Raw genomic sequence first — 18,640 nt, 5'->3', positions numbered from 1 at the left:
GAACAACTTTCAAGGTTGTAATATACAACTTTAAAACGACAGCACAAGAAATTTACATGAGCACCTCCAAAAAATCGCCTGCCCTGCCTAGTGCGCCTGCGGCTTTGGTGCAGGACATCGCCCGACCGCTGGTGACAGTGGACGTGGTGGTTTTTTCGCTGATCGATGAAGCCTTGCAGGTGCTGCTGGTGCAGCGCCCGCGCCAGGGCAGTGAGCCGTTTCCGGGGCAGTGGGCGCTGCCGGGCGGTTTTGTCGATGTGTTGCTGGACGACGATTTGCGTGCCTGCGCGCTGCGCAAACTGCGCGAGAAAACGGCGGTTGAAAGTCCCTATCTGGAGCAACTGGGAAGCTGGGGCGGGCGGCTGCGCGATCCGCGTGGCTGGTCGGTGACCCAGGTGTATTTCGCGCTGTTGCCATGGGCCAGCCTGCAGCCGCGCAAAGGCGCCAATGCCGCTGATGTGCGCTGGTTCCCGGTGGATGCCGCCGGTGTGACGCTGGCTGATGACAGCCTGGCCTTTGACCACGGACAAATCCTTGCGGCTGCGGTAAAGCGGCTTCGCTCGAAGGTGGAATACACCTCGCTGCCAGCCTTCCTGCTGCCCGAACCTTTCACGCTGCCGCAACTGCAACGGGTTTATGAAATCGTGCTGGGCCGTCCGGTGGACAAAAGCGCCTTTCGCACCCGTGCCCTGGCCGCACCGGATTTTCTGGAGGAAGTGGGACCGCAGGCCACCGGCGCGCCGCGTTCCCCGATGGGTTACCGGCTGGTCAATCGCCAGCAACCGGTGACGTTTCCCCGCACCTTCCAGTCGCGGAGTTAAACGCTCCAATCATTCATGTGCTGTCAGCGGCGCAAGGCCGCAAACGCCCCGAATTCCCACCTGCGCATGGCCAGCAGCAGCGTGTAGCCTTCGCGGTCCTTTTCCGGCAGCTTCTGGTCGGCCTGGTGCTGCTGGGCAAAATCCTGCGCCACGCGCTGCATGCGCTCCATGAAGGAGGACGCCAGGCCCCGGCTGATCGAGCCATGCACCAGCAGCAGGCCTTCGCCGGGGCCGTCGAAGCCGCCGGAAAAATAGTCCAGCAGCGCGTGGTCCCGAAAGTAGTCCATCACCGCGCCGTGCGGGCGCCAGCGAAAGGTCTTGGCCAGCTTGAGCCGGTAGCGGTTCAATGGCTTCAGCTCGATGATGCCGATGCGGTCGAGCTGCGCCAGGTAGCCGATGCATTCGGCCTCGGTCAGCCGGTAGCTGCCGGTGATCTGCTCCAGCGTCCACTGCGACAGCACGCAGATGGCGGCCAGCAGCAGCTTCTTGTCGGCTACCACGGCTTTTTCCTGCGCCTCGGTCAGCTGGGCCAGCAGCGGCTGCGCGTCCGCCACCTGGCGCGCCAGGTCGGCAAAGTCCAGCTTCAGGGCGCGGCAAATCGCGTCGATGCGCGACAGCGGCATGTCGCCTTTGGCCAGCATGCGCTTGACGCTGGACTCGGCCATGCCCAAGGCCAGAGCCAGGTCGGCATAGGTCATGCGGGCGGTCTTGAGTTCTTTTTTCAGGACGGCGACAAGGTCGGCGGTGGTGCTCATGGGTATCGATTATCGATACCCATGGCTTGAAACCAGGCCACTGTATGGAAATGAGCATCTTTGCAGGCCAATTGTTCGGCACAGTCTGTGCATTCCCTTTCGACGCATCCAAGGAGTTTGCATGCTGCCAACCGCTTTTGACCCCGGTCTTTTTCCGCCCAAAATCAGGGCAGAATCCGTGGGGCTGTGCAGGCATACGCTTTGTTACCTGTGCACCAAAAATCAACCATCCCAGGAGTCCGGCATGAGCGTTGAACTGTCCACACCGCAGGCCGCCCCGGCCGCCCTGGCGACCCCCTTGGCCGATGCGCACCCGAACCAGTTCGCCCTGCTCGGGCAGCGCCGCTTTGCGCCGTTCTTCTGGACGCAGTTCTCGGGTGCGGCCAACGACAACCTGTTCAAGTTCGCCTTCACCGTGATGGTGACCTACCAGCTCAGCGTCGGCTGGCTGCCGCCGGCGCTGGCCGGGCTGGCGATTGGCGCGCTGTTCATCCTGCCGTTTTTGCTGTTCTCGGCGACCAGCGGGCAACTCACCGACAAGTTCGAGAAAACCGGCATCATCCGTTTCGTCAAGAACCTTGAAGTCGTCATCATGGGGATTGCCGCCGTGGGCTTCATGAGTGGCAACATCAATGTCCAGGTGCCGGTGCTGCTGGGCTGCACGTTCTTGATGGGCCTGCATTCGACATTGTTCGGCCCGGTCAAGTTTGCCTACCTGCCGCAGGCCTTGGCCGAGCGCGAGCTGACCGGCGGCAACGGCATGGTCGAGATGGGCACGTTCGTGGCGATCTTGCTGGGCAATATCGTCGGCGGGCTGATGGTGGCGGTCCCTAGCGTCGGGCCGCACTATGTCGCCGTGTCGTGCGTGGCGCTGGCGCTCGTGGGGCGGGCGGTGGCGCAGTTCATTCCGAAGGCGCCGGCGACCGATCCGGGCTTGAAGATCAACTGGAATCCGGTCAGCGAGACCTGGCGCAACCTCAAGCTGGCCAAGACTAATCTGGTGGTGTTCCGCTCGATGCTGGGAATCAGCTGGATGTGGTTTTTCGGCGCGGTGTTTTTGAGCCAGTTCCCCAGCTTTGCCAAGGAAGTGCTGCACGGCGACGAGCATGTCGCGTCGCTGCTGCTGGTGGTGTTTTCCATCGGCATTGCCACCGGCTCGCTGCTGTGCGAGGTGCTGAGCCGCCGCCATGTCGAGATCGGCCTGGTGCCGCTCGGCGCGATTGGCATGAGCGTGTTTGCGGTCGATCTTTATTTCGCTTCGCGCGGCCTGCCGGCCTCAAGCCTGATGGGCGTGGGCAGTTTCATGGGCCAGCCGGCGCACTGGCGCGTCATGGTTGACCTGGCGCTGCTCAGCCTGTTTGCCGGCCTGTACAGCGTGCCGATGTACGCGCTGATCCAGCTGCGCAGCCAGCCGACACACCGCGCCCGCATCATCGCCGCCAACAACATTCTGAATGCGCTGTTCATGATCGTCAGCGCCATACTGGCCGGCGCGCTGCTCAAGGCAAATTTCAGCATTCCGCAGATCTTTTTGTTCACGGGCCTCGCCAATGCCGTGGTGGCGTTCTACATCTTCATGCTGGTGCCCGAATATCTGCTGCGCTTCATCGCATTGATGGCCTCGCGCTGCATTTACCGCTTCAAGGTCACGGGCGACCAGAACATTCCGGCGCAGGGCGCGGCGGTGCTGACCTGCAACCATGTCAGCTTCATCGACCCGGTGCTGTTGATGGCGGCGAGTTCGCGGCCGATCTACTTCCTGATGGACCACCGGATTTTCAAGATGCCGGTGCTGGGCTGGCTGTTCCGTCTCGCCAGGGCGATTCCGGTGGCACCGCGCGCCGAAGACCCGGCGGCCTATGAGGCAGCGTTTGAAGCGGCGGCGAAAGTGTTGCGTGAAGGCGACCTGCTGGCGATTTTTCCTGAAGGCGGCATCACCCAGGACGGCGAACTCCAGCCCTTCAAGGGCGGCGTCATGAAAATCCTTGAAAACGCCGAGCGCGACGGCCTGCAGGTGCCGGTGATTCCGATGGCGCTGACGAATCTGTGGGGCTCGTTCTTCAGCCGGGCCGAGCTGGTCAACGGCCAGCGCGTGGCCATGGCGCGGCCATTCCGGCGCGGCATGTTCAACCGCGTGGGGCTGAACGCTGGCGCCGCCATGGCGAGTGCCGAGGTCCAGCCCGAGGTATTGCGTGCGCGGGTGGCGGCGCTGATGACGGCTTGAAAGTATCGCTTCAGGATACCCGTCGACCCTTCAAAAGCAACTCCGGCTTTGGCTGGCCGTGTTTCAGCGCCACTGGCGCACATTCAGGTCAGTTTCATCCGAAGCGTTGCACAGGAAAAAATCTTGAAAACCCGAATTACTCATTTTTTGATAGCTGACTATGCATATCAGACGAGCGGAAACGGCCTGTTTGGCACTGAATTGCAGTCCACGGCGCTTCTTTTCAACGCCTTGCCGGAAAGCGGTCTCCTGATTCCTTCCTGACGCGTACCCAACCCGCATTTGGCGCAGTTGATTACAACTCGTATCATTCGTTCACCATTCCAAGGAATCGCCATGTCCGCACCGACCGATGAGGTAAAACGCCCGCCGCTGACGCCGCCTGACAGCTTCCAGCTGACGCCGCCCGAAGTGCTGCGCCCGCTCAGCGACGAGGTGGCCCGCACGGCCGTTCCCCTGCCTGCCGCCACACAAGCAGCCGTGGAAGACCAGGTGCAGCGTTTCATGGACGGCCTGATGTCCGAAGACCTGCAAAGTGACGCCTTCAAGGCCCGGCTGGACAGCGCCTTTGCCTTGGGTCGCGAAGAGATTTCGCTGGCTTCGAGCCTGATGCAGGGACGCTTCATGCAGCGCAATTTTGTCGGCCTTGAAAACAGCCCGGCCTTCAAGGCGGTGCAGGAAATGCGCGGTCACCTGGACGCGCTCAACCCCGGCAAGGACGGCGACTTGCTGCAGCCGCAAAAACTGCTCGGCCTCATTCCGTTTGGCAACCGGCTGCAGGGCTACTTCCGCAAGTTCCAGAACGCCGGCGAACAGATGCAGAAAAGCATGCAAGCCCTCTACGCCGCCCGCGACGACATGCAGCGCGACGTGGTCGAGATCGAGGCGACGCGCGGAAAGATGTGGGACGGCATGCAAAAACTGGCGGCAGCGGCGCTGTTTGCTGAAAGCCTGGACCGCCAGCTGGCGACGCGGGTCGAGGGACTCAAGGCCACCGACCCTGAGCGCGCCAGGGCGCTGGAGCAGGAAGTGCTGTTCTACGTGCGCCAGAATCTGCTGGATATCCTGACGCAGCAATCGGTCTGCACCAACGGCTACATGGCACTCGATGTGCTGAAAAAGACCGGCCGCGAGATGATGAACGGCTGCTCGCGCGTGACCACCACCGGCATGAGCGCGCTGGCCGTGGCGCAGACCGTGGCGCGCGCCACCGGCAACCAGGTCAAGGTGATGGAGATGCTGACCGGCGTGAACAGCACGATTGAAAACCTGATCGCCGAGACCGGCCGCCAGCTCAACACCCATGTCGAGAAAACCAACCAGTTCGCCAGCAACCCGCTGATCGGCATCGAGAAAATGAAGGAGATGTTTGACCAGACCTTCAAGGCCATGGACGCGATGGACACGTTTCGCAGCAAGATGGTCGAGGTGATGGGCCAGAACAACACCATCCTTCAGGAGCAACTGGCGCGGGCTGACCAATACATCGACCGGGTGCGCCAGCAAAAAGCGCGCGAGGTGACGCAGCGCAGCCTCAGCGGGCCGGTCGCCCTCTGAGCCAGGATTTTTTTAACGCAAGGGGATTTTGAAAATGGCAACTCAATATGTGATGCAGCGTGACACCAGTGGCTGGCGCACGCAGGTCTGGACTTCGTTCATTCTGGCCGTGGTGGCGAGTGGCGGCGGCGTGCTGCAGCTGCCCAGCCAGGAGCTGGACCGGGCTTTCCTGGCCATCGGATTTTTCTTTTGCCTGTTCGCCTCGTTTGCGGCAGCCAAGACGGTGCGTGACAACCGCGACGGGCGGGTGGACACCAACGGCTGGATCATCACCGTCTGGGTGTCGTTTGCGGCAGCGGTGTGCCTGACAGCCTGGGGCCTGTGGCGCATGAACATCGGCGACTGGCAAAAGGGCTACGTGGTGGTGAGCTGGCTGTTCTTGATCAGCAGCACGTTCACGCTGGCCAAGATGATCCGCGACCGCTACGAAGCCGACCTGATGACGCGCAGCAACGAACCCGCGCCTGAGACGCGGCCTGCCTGAACGGGCGTTGAAAGCGGACTCAGCCGCGCGTTGCCTTGGATTGCAGAAAGCGCTGCTGGCGCCGCAGGGCCTCGACCGCGCTGCCGTGCAGGCGCTGCTCGCGCTGTTCCAGCTCGGACTGCAGCAGCGCCAGCTGGCCTTGCAGCAGATCGTTGGCCGAAAGCCCTTCATCCGCGCCCGGCACCGGGCGCTGCGCGGCGGGTACCTGCAGGTAGGCGCTGAGCGTGTCGGGAATGTAGCGCCGCAGGGATTCGATCACGTACATGCGGTCATCCAGGGTGAACTCGCCATCGACGGGCGCGCTGCCCAGCGCCAGCGCCATCCGCACCGCTGCAGCCTTGAGCGACACGAGCGCGGCCAGCGCCGGCTCGTGTACGGCGGCGGCCGTGGCTTCAAAGGCCTCGTCGATGCGGCGCAGGGCTTCGGGCTCGAACGGCGACGGGCCGGAGGGCATCGGCATCGCTTCGCCGGTGGTGCGCTGGCTACGGTGTTGCCACAGCCAGCCGGCGCCCCCGAGCGCCGTGAGTGCTGCCGCCAGCGCCAGCCCGGTGCCTGAACGCAGCAAAACAAGGGCGCTGGCGGCAGCCACGGCACACACCGTGGCAGCAATCACGCCAGGATGGAGCTTTGCCTGCTGGGGCGCGACACCCGAAGTGCCGCGCGCCAGCAGCTCGCTGACCGACGGACCGAGCAACTGGCGCTGCCGCGCCTTTTGCGCGCGCGCCTTGAGCAATGCATGCACCGGCACGGGCTTGGCCGCTTCTCGTGGAGCCGTACGCTGGTTGACGGGCGCGCTGGCGTAAGCGCGCCGGGAATCGGGTTTGGGTTCTGGCATGGCGTGACTTGGGTTCAATTCAAGGAGTGGATGATGAAATTGAAAGCGTTCGGCCTTAAGGGTTGCAGCGTATCAGGCTGGTCGCGCTTGCGGCAGTGTGCAGGTTTTTGTGCATCGGCAAGCGTGACAACACGCCATCTTACGTTTCAATTTGCTATTTAATTAATAGCATCTTGTGAATGCACAGCATGCTCAAACGAATTTTTGAGTATGAATTTTCTAACAACGGCATGGCCGGATGCGGTTCTGGCCAACAACAGATTCTCCCAGGGGCAAAACCCTGCAATTGACCGAAAAATGAATGCGGTGCGGCCTGTGGGGTGGCGCTGGTGTTCGCCAGCTTCCTGACTGGCGTGGGCGGCATCTGGTCTGGCACGGGGGGTAGCCAATGCCGCATTGGCGAAGGGACCCATTTGGGTGCGTGGATCGAAAATGAGTGCTGCGACGCCAGCCGGCTCGAGCACGACGAAGCGCAGGTAGTCGTCCTGCATGCTGGCCTTCTCGACGTTTTGCGACAGCCAGTCGGAAAAAACAAAATTTTCGCAAAATGCGCAGCAACTGGCTCAATCGCAAATAACGCAGCGGCAACCCGCTGTTCAGCGCCTCCAGCCAGACCAGCCCATCCAGATTTTCACAGGTGAACTCGATGATTGGGTTGAATACCTTGCGCTGTGGATAAGCACCAAGTTGTCACCGTGCTTTAAATTCCAAATTCTGTGCAGACCTCTTTGATGGACCGCAGCGGCTTGAGCCGTTGGGCGGCAATGTAGGCAGTGCGGGTCGTCACCGCGATGCCTTCCAACCTTTTGGGCTGGGCCAAGGTTCTACGCATACGCCAGAGTTGCCATTCCTTGAGAAAATGGCCGGGAAAGAAAAGTGCCATCACTGCGGTCAGCCACCAGCGCTTGCTTTGGACTGCGTCATGGCCTTTCAGCAGCCAGCGCAGACCTTCGATACGGTTTCCTGAAACGATGGCCTGGCGCGCGAAAGACACTTTGAATTGCGCCACCAGCTGCAACAAGGAACGGCTTTGCCGTGCGCTCAAGTCGCCTGAAAGCGCGCGCACCTGCATGCGTTGCAGGAAGGGTCGCATGATCGTCGTCTTGTGAGTTGAGGTGAGACACCCCTCGGTCTCAAGGCGATAGGCGGCCAAGGGTGTTCGGGCCAATGCAACGGGCGAATGCTCTGCCAGGCGAAACCACAGGTCCAGGTCTTCGCCGCACGACTCGCCAAGCGGAAAGCAGGGCTGCATTTTTTGCAGCTGCGCAGTTCTCACGGTCACCGCGCTGGTGAAAAAGCAAGGGCCGGCCATCCACCGCCTGGGCAAATCGGTGATGAGTTCCACATTGGGGCAATTTTTAATAACCGGCCAGCACGGTGGCCATATGCCTTCGGCATGCGGCAAGCGCATGAAGTCAGCAGCCACCGTATCCACTTGCGGATAAGCGTTCTGGACATTGGCAAGCGTGTCCAGATAGCGTGGATGATGCCAGTCGTCGGCATCGAGAAACGCCACCCATTCGCCGCGCGCCAAGCTTATTGCGTGATTACGGGCGGCAGAAACCCCCGCGTTGGCTTGTCGCACCAGACGCACGCGGGGGTCGGTGATCGCCTCGACCAATTCGGCGCCGCCATCGCTGGAACCATCATCGACCACGATCACTTCAAAATCCATGAAGGATTGCGCCAGCACCGACTCGACTGTGGCGGTGATGTAAGGAGCCTTGTTGTAAAGCGGAATGATGACTGAAAATTTCATGACGGCCTTTGGTAAAAAGACAGCAGCAATCTTTTTGAAATGTTGCTCAATTTACGAGTTGATTTTATTGATTTGTTATTAATTGTGTTGCCAAAAAATCTTCTCAACAATAGGTCAAACAGCCCATCCAGGGTTACCTGTCAAATAAATCCGGTCAACTTTGGCCATGTTCCATCAGCACAAAAACTGTGCTTGCCGCTCTGAAAAAAAGAGGGTTTCAGGCTTGCATAGCCAGTCAGATGGATAGGTAGGCAGCTATCTCGTCCATAGCGGTCATTCGCCTGTATCAGCCGTTAATCGATTGCGCACCGTATCGTTTCAAATGTGAATTATTGTTAATTTTGTGTTTGGCATCGATTGTGTTTCGTCGGGGAAACTTTGAAGTGCTGACCTGTTTGTGTGAACGGCATGAATCCAGCCTGGGAAAATGCAGACCCTCAAATACGATGTGGCAAACCTCAATCTGAGCTTCAGTTAAACCCGCAAGCGCGAGTTTCCGGAGCAAATGCAGCGTGTGGTTCCCTTGGCTGAACTGGTCGCGCTTATTGCGTCGCAAAACCTCCGAAGACCGCCCCGGCCGGCTGTCTTTCGCGCTGGAGACGAAGCTGAGCATGGATTGCCTGCAGCAAGGGTCGGCCAGCCGCATCCGGTCATGGAGTAAGCTTTTTTTTCACAGCCCGCAATGCTGCGATGTTGCCCAACCGGCTGTGCATGGCCGCCTGCCCGGGGAGCGCAGCCATTTGCGCGTTTCGACGCCGCCTGGAGAAATTCAAGCTGGCTGAAGGAATCCCGGCCAGCGCTGATCTTTTATGGCGTGCGCAAGGCGTGCTGCTCAGGCAGGGCAGCGCAGTGGACGCTACGCTGATTGCCGCGTTGCCGGGCCGGCTCATGTTCAATCCGCAACGCTGTCAGTGACGGGAAAAATTCAAAGATACCGCGATCTTCATTCCGGGCGTTTGTCTGTTTGTCGGATATTGACTGCAAGGATGACGGGCTCTTGCTGGCTGCATTTGAATTCATGCACAAACATCATCAGCAATTACCTTTATCTTGCCGAACGCCGACGCAATGGAAGTCGTCATGCCACAGGCGACCAAAGCAAGCTGGGCGATAGCGGGAGGTTTTGCATCAGCCTCTCCCATTCCTGAGAGGACGGGGGAACGTCCGCCGCAATTCCGACCGCTTCTTGCATTTCAGGACGAACGGTGACTGCACGAAAAACCACGACCCATGAATAAAGACTTACGCAACAATCAAAGTGCTGACCAGGGCATGGTCCGGGTGCGGGGTGCACGCGAGCACAACCTGAAAAATGTTGATGTCAACATTCCCCGTAACGCGCTGGTGGTGTTCACAGGCGTTTCCGGTTCGGGGAAATCCTCGCTTGCGTTCGGTACCTTGTACGCCGAGGCACAGCGCCGATATTTCGAATCCGTCTCTCCCTACGCCAGGCGACTCATCGACCAGGTGGGAGTTCCCGACGTGGACTCGATAGAGGGCCTGCCGCCGGCTGTAGCGCTGCAGCAGCAGCGCGGAACCGCCAATGCCCGCTCGTCGGTGGGGAGTGTGACGACCATCTCCAGCAGCGTGCGGATGCTTTTTTCAAGGGCCGGAACGTATCCCCCGCACCAGCCGATGCTTTATGCAGAAGACTTTTCACCCAACACGGTGCAGGGGGCATGCCCGCAGTGCCACGGCCTGGGCCGGGTCTTTGATGTCAACGAAAAAACCATGGCACCCGACGATTCCTTGACCATTCGCGAGCGTGCGGTGGCAGCCTGGCCGACAGCCTGGCAAGGCCAGAACCTGCGCGACATTCTGGTTTCACTCGGTTTTGATGTGGACACGCCCTGGCGAGACCTGCCAGGCAGGGACCGGGAATGGATACTGTTCACGGACGAGCAGCCCACCGTACCGGTCTATGCAGGCTTGACCCCCGAGCAGACGCGCTCCGCGCTGCGCCGCAAGGCCGAACCCAGCTACCAGGGAACCTTTATCGGTGCTCGAAAGCACGTTCTCCACACCTTTGCCACCACCCACAGCGCCTTGATGAAAAAGCGGGTGTCGGGTTTCATGGTCGGCAGTGACTGCCCCCTGTGCCAGGGCAAGCGGCTCAAGCGTGAATCCCTTTGCGTCACTTTCGCGGGTTTGGACATTGGTGCGCTGTCCCGGCTGTCGCTGGACCGCTTGGCGCTGATTCTTGCCCCGGCAGCCGACGGCATATTTGACATCCCCGAAGGACAGTTGCCAGCCACCTTGAGCCGGGAGGATGGAGAAAAAGAAATGGCCCGCAGGGTGGGCGCCGGCGGCTCGCCCCATGCTGGGGCCAGCGACGTGCGGCGCACGGCGAACCTGTCACCGGAAAAGCGTATCGCAGCCCAGCGCATTGCTGCCGACCTGATGGCGCGCATTACATCGCTGCAACATCTCGGCCTGGGATACCTGTCCATCGACCGGGCAACGCCGACACTGTCGCCCGGAGAGCTTCAGCGCCTTCGCCTGGCGACGCAAATCCGCTCCAATCTGTTCGGCGTGATCTACGTGCTGGACGAGCCATCAGCGGGTCTGCACCCAGCCGACAATGAAGCCATGATGCAGGCGCTCGAGCAGTTGAAGCGTTCGGGTAATTCAATCTTCGTCGTCGAGCATGACCTGGACGTGATGCGCCGAGCGGACTGGTTGGTTGATGTGGGTCCGGCCGCAGGCGAGGCGGGCGGCGAAGTGCTGTACAGCGGACCCCCGGCCGGTCTTGGGCAGGTGCAGAACTCCCAGACCGCACGGTATCTGTTCGGCCGAAACAATGCGCTGCAGCGCAACCCGCGTAACCCGATGGCCTGGCTGGAAATCAGCGATGTTTCAATCAACAACCTGGCCGGCATTGACGCACGGTTTCCTTTGAAAGCGATGTGCGCAGTCACAGGCGTGTCCGGTTCGGGAAAGTCCAGCCTGGTGACCCAGGCGCTGGTTCAACTGGTACTCGAAAGCCTGGAAAGTGAAGCTCCGCATGCTGACGAGGAACCCGACCCGTTGCAAGAGCATGCGCTGCCCCGGGCCAGCGGACGCATCGTGGCGGGAATGGAGGGCATCAAGCGACTCGTCCATGTTGACCAAAAGCCCATTGGCCGCACGCCGCGCTCCAACCTGGCCACCTACACGGGGCTGTTCAGCCATGTCAGAAAGCTTTTTGCGGACACCCCTGCAGCCCGCGCGCATGGTTTTGACGCGGGGCGCTTTTCATTCAACGTGGCCAAAGGGCGCTGTGAAACCTGCGAAGGCGAAGGGTTTGTATCTGTCGAGCTTCTCTTCATGCCCAGCGTGTACGCGCCATGCCCTGTGTGCCATGGCGCACGGTTCAACGAAGAGACCTTGGAGGTGACCTTGCGGGGCAAGAATATTGCCGATGTCCTGCACATGACGGTTGAAGAAGCACAAACATTCTTTCGCAACGAAGCCGTCATTGCAAAGCCGCTGAGACTGCTGAGCGACATCGGTCTGGGCTACCTGCGGCTGGGCCAGCCGGCGACCGAGCTCTCGGGCGGAGAGGCGCAGCGCGTCAAGCTCGCCACCGAACTGCAGCGCGCACAACGCGGCGACGCGCTGTACGTGCTTGACGAGCCGACCACGGGGCTGCATGCAGCAGACGTGGACATGCTGCTTTCCCAACTGCAGGGTCTGGTTGACGCCGGGAACACCGTCATCGTGGTGGAGCACGACATGCGAGTGATCGCCGATTGCGACTGGGTCATTGACCTGGGGCCTGGAGGCGGCGCAGCAGGAGGAAAAATCGTTGCAATCGGAACACCTCTGGACCTTGCGCGCAGTGGAGACAGTCTTACGGCCACCTATCTCAGAAAAAGCATGGCGCTGTCAACATAAGCCAACAGCCGGTATTTTGTGGGCAGCATGGGTGCCGCGTCGCCAGTCATGGCATGCGCATAGCTGTCAGGACAGCTTGAAGATTTCATGGCCCGTCGCAATTCATGGATCTTGGGCTCGAGTTTCTCCAGCCGCTGCAACCATGCGCACTGCGCGCCCACGCGCCTCGGGACAAAACTTGTTCGACTTCTTGATAGCCCAATCGTCCGGGAGAAAAGAGCCTTGCGCCGCATACAGCGGTATCAACTCCACGCCTGTTGTGCCTGACCAGGTCGCCAGCGCATGACCATGGTGCAGGCTCGGCGTATTCCGCCGGTCGAGGCTGAACGTGGGCTTGGTGCTTGCAGCAACACAGGCCAGAACACTGCTGAATGCCTGAATCCGGCTGCTACATTATTGATAGTTAAAAATGCACGCTGATTAAGCGCGAAAGTCTGATTTCGTCATAAATTTCATGACTGGATGGCCTGTTGGCTGTTCGGCACCAGTCACTTTCAAAACAAGCAAGAAACAAATTTCTCATGAGTAAAACCCTGCGATTGACCGAGAAATGGATGCAGCGCGGCCTGTGGCTGGTGGCGCTGGTGTTCGCCAGCTTCCTGATCGGCCTGGGCGGCACGCTGGTCGGCGACCTGCCTCAGGTGGAGCAGCAGCGTACCGTCGACGATTTCATGGACAGCGCCGCCGCCGAGGCACTGCGCATCAGCATCAAAACGACCGAGCGTGCCGAGGAAGACGCCGATGCGGCGCTAGAGCAGGCACAGCTTAAGCGCAGCACGGCTCAGGCCGATTCGGCAGCTGCCCGCGAAACCTTCAACAACTGGCTGGCCACCCGCCGCGCCACGCAATTGTCAGAACAAGATCCGGAACTGGTCGCCCGCACGCGTGCGCTGGACGGACTGAAAGCCAAGGAACGCGCAGCCGGTGTGGCCATTGAAGCGCAGCAACAGGCAGCGCTTGATGCGCGTCAAAGCACCACGCGTGAACGGCGCAAGCTGGCTGAAATGGAACAGGCAGCGCAGCAGCTGCTGGATGCGGAATACCGCCGCATCGAGCTGCGGGTGTTCTTGTACCGGCTGGCGTTGACGTTGCCGCTGCTGGTGGTGGCCGGCTGGCTGTTTGCCAAAAAACGCCAGAGCACTTACTGGCCGTTTGTCTGGGGTTTCATCCTCTTTGCGCTGTTCGCCTTTTTCGTCGAACTGGTGCCTTATTTGCCGAGCTACGGCGGCTATGTTCGCTATATCGTCGGCATCGTGGTCACAGTGGCGGTTGGCCGGCAGGCCATTGTTGCGCTGAACCGCTATCTGGAAAGGCAAAAGCTGGCCGAGCAGCTGCCCGATGCGCAGCGTCGCGAGGAACTGAGTTACGACACCGCGCTGACGCGGCTGTCCAAGGGCGTGTGTCCCGGCTGCGAGCGCCCGGTGGACCTGAAAAATCCGGAAATTGATTTTTGCCCGCATTGCGGCATCGGCCTGTTCGACCACTGCCCGGCCTGCAACACCCGCAAGAGCGCCTTTGCCAAGTTTTGCCATGCCTGCGGCGCAACGGGTCAGCGGGCGCAGGCGTTGCCGCAAAAATCGCCATCGGGAAGCCCTCACCCAGATGCAGAGGGCGCAAGCAAGCCGCATTCGACAAGCTGAGTAGTTGCCAGGATTTTGAGCCAAAAAGGCCATTTCCGCATAGCTGACGAGCGCTCAAAGCTATTTATTTGATAGTGAATTACTTTGGCCTTCTGACGCGGTTTGCTCAAACAGGCCGGCCGAAAAACGGATAGCTTGGGTCATTGAACCCCGGCGTGGACGCATGGCCAGGCACCACCAGGCCGTTGATGAAGGCTTCATCTTCGCCGTCAAGCACCAGGTCCAGCGCGCCGTACACATCTTCCAGGTGCGCCAGCGTGCGCGGGCCGACGATGACCGAGGTGACCAGCGGGTTGGCCAGCACCCAGGCGGCCGCAAACTGTCCGGGCACCCAGCCTTTGGCTTCGCAGCGTGCCTTGATCTGCTGGGCAATCACCAGCGATTCTTCCCGGAACTCGGTTTCCAGGATGCGCTTGTCGCCGCTGCCGGCGCGGGTGCCTTCGGCGGGCGGCTGGCCGGGCGGGTATTTGCCGGTCAGTACGCCGCGCGCCAGCGGGCTGTAGGGCACCACGCCCAGTCCGTAGTGGCCGCAGGCCGGCAGGATTTCCACTTCCGGCCCCCGGTTGAGCAGGTTGTAGTAGGGCTGGCAGACCACGGGCGGCGGAACGCCGGCTTTTTCGCACAGGCGAAATACCTCGGCAATGCGCCAGCCGCGAAAGTTCGACAGGCCAAAGCTGCGGATCTTGCCCGCGCGGATCAGGTCGCCGAGCGCACGCACCGCTTCGTCCAGGTTCTCGTCATGGAAGTCGCGGTGCAGGTAAAGAATATCGAGGTAGTCGGTTTGCAGCCGAGCCAGGATGGCGTCGGTTTCCTGCATCAGCCAACGGCGCGAATAGTGGCTTTCATTGGGCGTATCGCTCACCGCATTGCCCAGCTTGCTGGCCAGCACCCAGTGGTCGCGCTGGCCCTTGAGCCACTGGCCGACATCGCGCTCCGACTGGCCGTGGTTGTACACGTCGGCGGTGTCGATGAAGTTGATGCCGTGCGCTTTGGCCGACGCCATGATGTTCGCCGCTTCCTCAAACGGGGTTTGCTGTCCGAACATCATCGTGCCCAGGCACAGGGTGGACACCTTCAGGTTGCTGGTTCCGAGACGGCGGTAATGCATGGCTTGACTCCTTGAGGATGATGAAAAGTGACCGTTCCAGCGACGAAGCCTCAGGGCAGCGGCTCGACCAGGTATTCCCTGGCGTACCAGTAGGTTTCGGGCGTTTTCAGCGCTGCCATGAAGCCGTCGTTTTCGTCCTGGCGCGAGCGCAGGTCCCAGCGCTCGTCAATGATGCGGCAGGCGGTGCAGGGCGCCTGCCCGATGCGCCGCTGCACCAGCACGTAGCGGCTGTTCTTGAACAGGCCTTCGACATCGGCGTAATCGACCGGCTGGGCGGCGAAATACTCGACGATCTTCGCCCCCGGAATGATGAATTCGTAGCGCTCGAAATGGCCGTTGAAATTGCTCGGCACCTGCACGGTCTGGCCCTTCAGCAGGGCATTGGTTTCAGGCTTGAAACGTCCCAGTTCTCCATTGAAGGGATTCGTCACCCAGGCCAGCGCGAACAGCACGCTGAAGGCTGACAAGGCGGCCAGCGGGCGGGTCCAGTTTTTCTTGACGATGCCGGCCCCGCAGGCCAGCGCAGCGCCAGAGACGAACACCCAGAACAGCGGCGACAGGATCCACGGGTCCTGCGTCGCCCGCACCGCGCCGTAGCCGATCAGGCCCATCGCCAGCAGGCCAATCATGCAGACCGCCAGCGTCAGGCTGAACCAGATGCGGCCTATGCGTTGCCAGTACAGCGCCATCACGATGGCCAGCGCCGGCATGGCCGGAATCAGGTAGCGCGTCGAGCGCTGGGTCGGCAGCATGAAAACCAGCGCCAGCGCCAGCAGCCAGAGCCACATGATTTTTTCGGCATCGCTGATGGTTTGTGCCGTGCCCCGGCGTTGCCGGTAGCTGCGCCAGGCGGCCACAAAGCAGCCGACCGACAGCGGCAGCAAAAACAGGGCGTTGGAGAAGTAGCCGGTCAGGATCACCAGAATCCCGCCGCCGCCGAAAGCGCTCTTGAGGTAGCCTTTGGACGAGTTCATCTTGCCGGCGTTCTCGCCGACGACAAACTCGCGCCAGACCTCGCCCGGCAACGGGTCGAGGGCAAACCACAGGCCGAAAATTCCCAGCCCCAGCGCGCAAATCACCGCGACCTTGACGCCGTCCTTGAGAATGCCGGGCCGGAAAATCTGCCACGGCAGGGCGCGCGCGCCCACCGCCTGGTAGCACAGCGCCAGCCCGAATCCGACCGGCACCACCATCACGAAGGACTTGTACAGGCAGCCGATGCCGACCGCGATGCCGGCCAGCAGCGGAAACGCCCAAGCTGAGGCCAGCAGCCTGGCGGGCGACCAGGCCAGGGCAAAGAACACGCCGAACAGCCAGAAGGTTTCGGGCGCGCTGGTCAGGAACGGCCGGCCGTAGCGGTAGGTGGTGAAGAACGACAGGTAAACGAGCGCGGCAATGGCGCCCATGCTCAGCGCGTGGCGGCTGCGCTGCACGGCCGTGACCGCGGTGTTGGCGGTGTCGGCGTTGCGAGTCGTCTTCCAGGTCAGCAGCGCCACCATCAGCGTGATGCCCCAGGTGTAGGCCACGCTGGGCAGGCGCAGGTTGAGCAGCGTCCAGTGATCGCCCCAGCCGCCGGCCACCATGGCCTGCCAGAACAGCAGCGGCGGCTTGGTGTTGCGCATGAAGTCCCAGGCGCTTTGCAGTGGCAGCCAGTGGCCGCTGGCGGCGGTCAGGCGCGCGATGTTGGCATACACCAGTTCGTCGCCGTTGCGCGGAATGTGGTCGCCGCCCAGGCCGAACAGGTAGGCCAGCGCCACCAGCAATGCCAGGCCGATCCAGACACGGTGGATCGGAAAGCCCGGGTGTCGGGCGGGTGCTTGCGTTTGATCAGGGCTCGTCATGGGCGTCAGAAATTAAGGCGCGGCCTTGCGGTGCCGGCGGAACGTCAGCTTGTCGTTGGCGACGAAATTGACCACGCTGGCCAGCACGATGGCAATCACGTTGGCGAAGAGGTAGTGCAGGTACAGCGCCAGCCACTTGGTCAGCAGCGACTGGATGAGGATGGACAGGGCGGCCGCCATCACGTACTTGGCGAACAGCCGCAGCGCCGGCTGGGGCGTGCTGCGCGTGCGGTCGCGCCAGGTCAGGCGCCGGTTCCAGTAGAAATTGCTGATGGTGGCGACGGTGATGGCCAGCGCAATCGAATAGTTCAGCCGTGTGTGAAAGTCGGCAATGCCCTTGAGCACATGTTCCTGCGCCAGGTAAAGCACGACGATGTTGATGACCGTGCCGCTGCCGCCGACCATGCCGAACTTGATGAAGCGCCAGCGCAGCATCAACTGGAAACGCGGCGGCAGCAGGCGGACCAGCGTTTCGGCAAAGGTTCTCAGTCTTGACATCGGGTCGTGTTTTTCAGGGGTTCGCCAGGCATTCGCGCGCCTTGGCCAGCACGGCGGCGGGTGCTATCACCTTCAGGCACTGGTTGTCGCCGTCGCAATAGGACGTGCGGTGGTTATAGGCCGTCAGGCAGGGCGAGCACGGCCACTGGCTGTAAAAGGAGTAACAGTGAGGCGTGAGCGGGGCGTAAAGGCCTGGCGTTTCGGGGCCAAACAGCATCAACGTCCAGATCGGTGTCAGCGCCGCGAACTGGCCGGGGCCGCCATCGTTGGTGACCAGCAGCCGCGCCACATGGAACAGCGCCAGCAGCTCGGAAATCGAGCGCGTGTAGCCGGTCAGGTCGATCACCGGGCTTTGCGGAAAAGACGCCTGCACATTGGCCACCAGCTGCCGCGCCAGCGCCTGGTCGTCCTTCAGGCCAATCACCGCCACGGCGCAGCCGTCGGCCACCAGGCCTTCGCACAACGCGGTGTACGACGCCAGCGGCCAGGCGCGAATCGGCAAAATGCCGCCGCCCGGATAGACCAGCACCAGCGGCTTGCCGGCGATGGCCGGAAAATCCTGCGCCAGCCGGGTTTGAATGCCCTGGATCAGCGTGCTTTCCAGCTGCACCTGCGGCGGCGGCCTGGGGCTGGCCATGACGGCCAGTTTGGACTTGGGCACGGAGGTCGAGTCAATCGCCCGCGCCAGCGTCAGGAACTGCGCGCTGATGTGGTGGTAAGGGTTGTAAGGCACCGGCCGGTTGATGTGCGAACCCCGGTAAAGACCTTCCTGCGTATGCCGGTGAAACCCCACCCGCACGGCCGCCCCACTGGCATACGACAGCAGGCTGCTGATGCGCGAAAACAGTTCGCAGTCAATCGCCACATCCACATTCGCGCGGCGCAACTCGCCAATCGCTTTCGCCAGGCTGGACAGCAGGGAAGTCAATGAACTGTCATCGACCGTGTGCACGTTCGCCGGGTCCATGACCTGCATCAGGTCGAGGATTTCGCGGTTCTTGCGGAACAGCAGCGCATGCAGCGGCGCATCGGGGTAGCGCGCCTTCAGCCGCGCAAACATGTCGTTGGCCAGCACCAGACTGCCCATTTCGGACAGCAAGATCACCACGATGGCGCGCGGCGGCCTGGCAGTGGCTGGCGCGGGCCGGAGGCGGCGCATGACTGCATCCACCGCCGAGACGGCCGCACACAGCGGAATGCCGGCCCAGCGGTCGATGAAGCGCTGCAGGTCGATGTTCACGG

15 protein-coding genes and 1 pseudogene are annotated in these 18,640 nt (G+C 61.5%); 8 read left to right on the top strand and 8 right to left on the bottom strand.

The window, feature by feature from the left end; genetic code table 11:
• The first annotated feature begins 56 nt into the window (after positions 1 to 56).
• A complete protein-coding gene (locus GZ092_RS12035; RefSeq protein ID WP_293636680.1) occupies positions 57 to 821 on the top strand; it encodes an NUDIX domain-containing protein in 765 nt (254 codons plus the stop codon).
• A 23-nt stretch (positions 822 to 844) separates the two neighbouring features.
• Here GZ092_RS12035 and GZ092_RS12030 read toward each other — a convergent pair whose 3' ends face one another.
• Positions 845 to 1,576, bottom strand: coding sequence for a helix-turn-helix transcriptional regulator (locus tag GZ092_RS12030; protein WP_293636679.1), 732 nt, complete (start codon positions 1,574 to 1,576; stop codon positions 845 to 847).
• 244 nt (positions 1,577 to 1,820) lie between these two features.
• On the opposite strand from GZ092_RS12030, the gene GZ092_RS12025 reads away from it, so the two are divergent.
• From GZ092_RS12025 to GZ092_RS12010, 4 genes are all read left to right on the top strand, one after another.
• The gene (locus GZ092_RS12025) at positions 1,821 to 3,800 is read left to right on the top strand and encodes an MFS transporter (protein ID WP_293636678.1); all 1,980 of its coding nucleotides are present in this window, start codon (positions 1,821 to 1,823) and stop codon (positions 3,798 to 3,800) included.
• Between the two features lie 123 nt (positions 3,801 to 3,923).
• On the top strand, positions 3,924 to 4,064 hold the full coding sequence (locus GZ092_RS12020) for a hypothetical protein (RefSeq protein WP_293636677.1): 141 nt from the start codon (positions 3,924 to 3,926) through the stop codon (positions 4,062 to 4,064).
• A 72-nt stretch (positions 4,065 to 4,136) separates the two neighbouring features.
• A complete protein-coding gene (locus GZ092_RS12015) occupies positions 4,137 to 5,357 on the top strand; it encodes a toxic anion resistance protein (protein WP_293636676.1) in 1,221 nt (406 codons plus the stop codon).
• A 34-nt stretch (positions 5,358 to 5,391) separates the two neighbouring features.
• Complete coding sequence (locus tag GZ092_RS12010; protein ID WP_293636675.1) at positions 5,392 to 5,841, top strand: YiaA/YiaB family inner membrane protein; 450 nt, start codon at positions 5,392 to 5,394, stop codon at positions 5,839 to 5,841.
• Positions 5,842 to 5,860: 19 nt separating this feature from the next.
• Here the strand turns inward: GZ092_RS12010 and GZ092_RS12005 are convergent, their stop codons facing one another.
• From GZ092_RS12005 to GZ092_RS11995, 3 genes are all read right to left on the bottom strand, one after another.
• Complete coding sequence (locus GZ092_RS12005) at positions 5,861 to 6,676, bottom strand: hypothetical protein (protein ID WP_293636673.1); 816 nt, start codon at positions 6,674 to 6,676, stop codon at positions 5,861 to 5,863.
• Between the two features lie 158 nt (positions 6,677 to 6,834).
• Positions 6,835 to 7,167, bottom strand: coding sequence for a hypothetical protein (locus GZ092_RS12000; RefSeq protein WP_293636672.1), 333 nt, complete (start codon positions 7,165 to 7,167; stop codon positions 6,835 to 6,837).
• A gap of 209 nt (positions 7,168 to 7,376) precedes the next feature.
• Complete coding sequence (locus GZ092_RS11995) at positions 7,377 to 8,435, bottom strand: glycosyltransferase family 2 protein (RefSeq protein ID WP_293636670.1); 1,059 nt, start codon at positions 8,433 to 8,435, stop codon at positions 7,377 to 7,379.
• 759 nt (positions 8,436 to 9,194) lie between these two features.
• Here GZ092_RS11995 and GZ092_RS11990 point away from each other — a divergent pair.
• The 3 genes and pseudogenes from GZ092_RS11990 to GZ092_RS11980 all read left to right on the top strand — a co-directional run.
• Positions 9,195 to 9,308 (top strand): annotated as a pseudogene (locus GZ092_RS11990) (IS5/IS1182 family transposase); the annotation flags it as partial.
• Positions 9,309 to 9,665: 357 nt separating this feature from the next.
• Positions 9,666 to 12,311: an excinuclease ABC subunit UvrA gene (locus GZ092_RS11985; RefSeq protein ID WP_293636668.1), complete on the top strand. Its 2,646-nt coding sequence runs from the start codon at positions 9,666 to 9,668 to the stop codon at positions 12,309 to 12,311.
• Between the two features lie 521 nt (positions 12,312 to 12,832).
• Positions 12,833 to 13,951: a serine endopeptidase gene (locus GZ092_RS11980; RefSeq protein WP_293636666.1), complete on the top strand. Its 1,119-nt coding sequence runs from the start codon at positions 12,833 to 12,835 to the stop codon at positions 13,949 to 13,951.
• A 106-nt stretch (positions 13,952 to 14,057) separates the two neighbouring features.
• Here GZ092_RS11980 and GZ092_RS11975 read toward each other — a convergent pair whose 3' ends face one another.
• Genes GZ092_RS11975 through GZ092_RS11960 form a run of 4 tightly spaced genes read right to left on the bottom strand, consistent with a single transcriptional unit; the run spans position 14,058 to position 18,638 of the window.
• Positions 14,058 to 15,059 carry an aldo/keto reductase gene (locus GZ092_RS11975; RefSeq protein WP_293636664.1) on the bottom strand — a complete coding sequence of 334 codons (1,002 nt, stop codon included), beginning with the start codon at positions 15,057 to 15,059 and terminating at the stop codon, positions 14,058 to 14,060.
• Between the two features lie 50 nt (positions 15,060 to 15,109).
• Positions 15,110 to 16,900, bottom strand: coding sequence for a glycosyl transferase (locus tag GZ092_RS11970; protein WP_293636662.1), 1,791 nt, complete (start codon positions 16,898 to 16,900; stop codon positions 15,110 to 15,112).
• A 12-nt stretch (positions 16,901 to 16,912) separates the two neighbouring features.
• Entirely contained in the window at positions 16,913 to 17,398 is a 486-nt protein-coding gene (locus tag GZ092_RS11965; protein ID WP_293636661.1) for a GtrA family protein, read from the bottom strand.
• A gap of 13 nt (positions 17,399 to 17,411) precedes the next feature.
• Complete coding sequence (locus tag GZ092_RS11960) at positions 17,412 to 18,638, bottom strand: glycosyltransferase family 9 protein (protein ID WP_293636660.1); 1,227 nt, start codon at positions 18,636 to 18,638, stop codon at positions 17,412 to 17,414.
• Between the last annotated feature and the right edge of the window lie 2 nt (positions 18,639 to 18,640).

Source organism: Polaromonas sp. (assembly GCF_010365105.1).
GTDB lineage: Bacteria > Pseudomonadota > Gammaproteobacteria > Burkholderiales > Burkholderiaceae_C > Polaromonas.
Note: the sequence above shows the minus strand (reverse complement) of the source record. Positions and strands in the feature narration are given on the sequence as shown.

Excerpts from the sequence above, each read along its gene's own strand:
- GZ092_RS12025 (WP_293636678.1), top strand. The coding sequence starts at position 1,821 with ATGAGCGTTGAACTGTCCACACCGCAGGCCGCCCCGGCCGCCCTGGCG.
- GZ092_RS12000 (WP_293636672.1), bottom strand. The coding sequence starts at position 7,167 with ATGCAGGACGACTACCTGCGCTTCGTCGTGCTCGAGCCGGCTGGCGTC.
- GZ092_RS11980 (WP_293636666.1), top strand. The coding sequence starts at position 12,833 with ATGAGTAAAACCCTGCGATTGACCGAGAAATGGATGCAGCGCGGCCTG.
- GZ092_RS11975 (WP_293636664.1), bottom strand. The coding sequence starts at position 15,059 with ATGCATTACCGCCGTCTCGGAACCAGCAACCTGAAGGTGTCCACCCTG.
- GZ092_RS12015 (WP_293636676.1), top strand. The coding sequence starts at position 4,137 with ATGTCCGCACCGACCGATGAGGTAAAACGCCCGCCGCTGACGCCGCCT.
- GZ092_RS12035 (WP_293636680.1), top strand. The coding sequence starts at position 57 with ATGAGCACCTCCAAAAAATCGCCTGCCCTGCCTAGTGCGCCTGCGGCT.
- GZ092_RS12005 (WP_293636673.1), bottom strand. The coding sequence starts at position 6,676 with ATGCCAGAACCCAAACCCGATTCCCGGCGCGCTTACGCCAGCGCGCCC.
- GZ092_RS11985 (WP_293636668.1), top strand. The coding sequence starts at position 9,666 with ATGAATAAAGACTTACGCAACAATCAAAGTGCTGACCAGGGCATGGTC.
- GZ092_RS12010 (WP_293636675.1), top strand. The coding sequence starts at position 5,392 with ATGGCAACTCAATATGTGATGCAGCGTGACACCAGTGGCTGGCGCACG.
- GZ092_RS12030 (WP_293636679.1), bottom strand. The coding sequence starts at position 1,576 with ATGAGCACCACCGCCGACCTTGTCGCCGTCCTGAAAAAAGAACTCAAG.
- GZ092_RS11995 (WP_293636670.1), bottom strand. The coding sequence starts at position 8,435 with ATGAAATTTTCAGTCATCATTCCGCTTTACAACAAGGCTCCTTACATC.
- GZ092_RS11970 (WP_293636662.1), bottom strand. The coding sequence starts at position 16,900 with ATGACGAGCCCTGATCAAACGCAAGCACCCGCCCGACACCCGGGCTTT.
- GZ092_RS11965 (WP_293636661.1), bottom strand. The coding sequence starts at position 17,398 with ATGTCAAGACTGAGAACCTTTGCCGAAACGCTGGTCCGCCTGCTGCCG.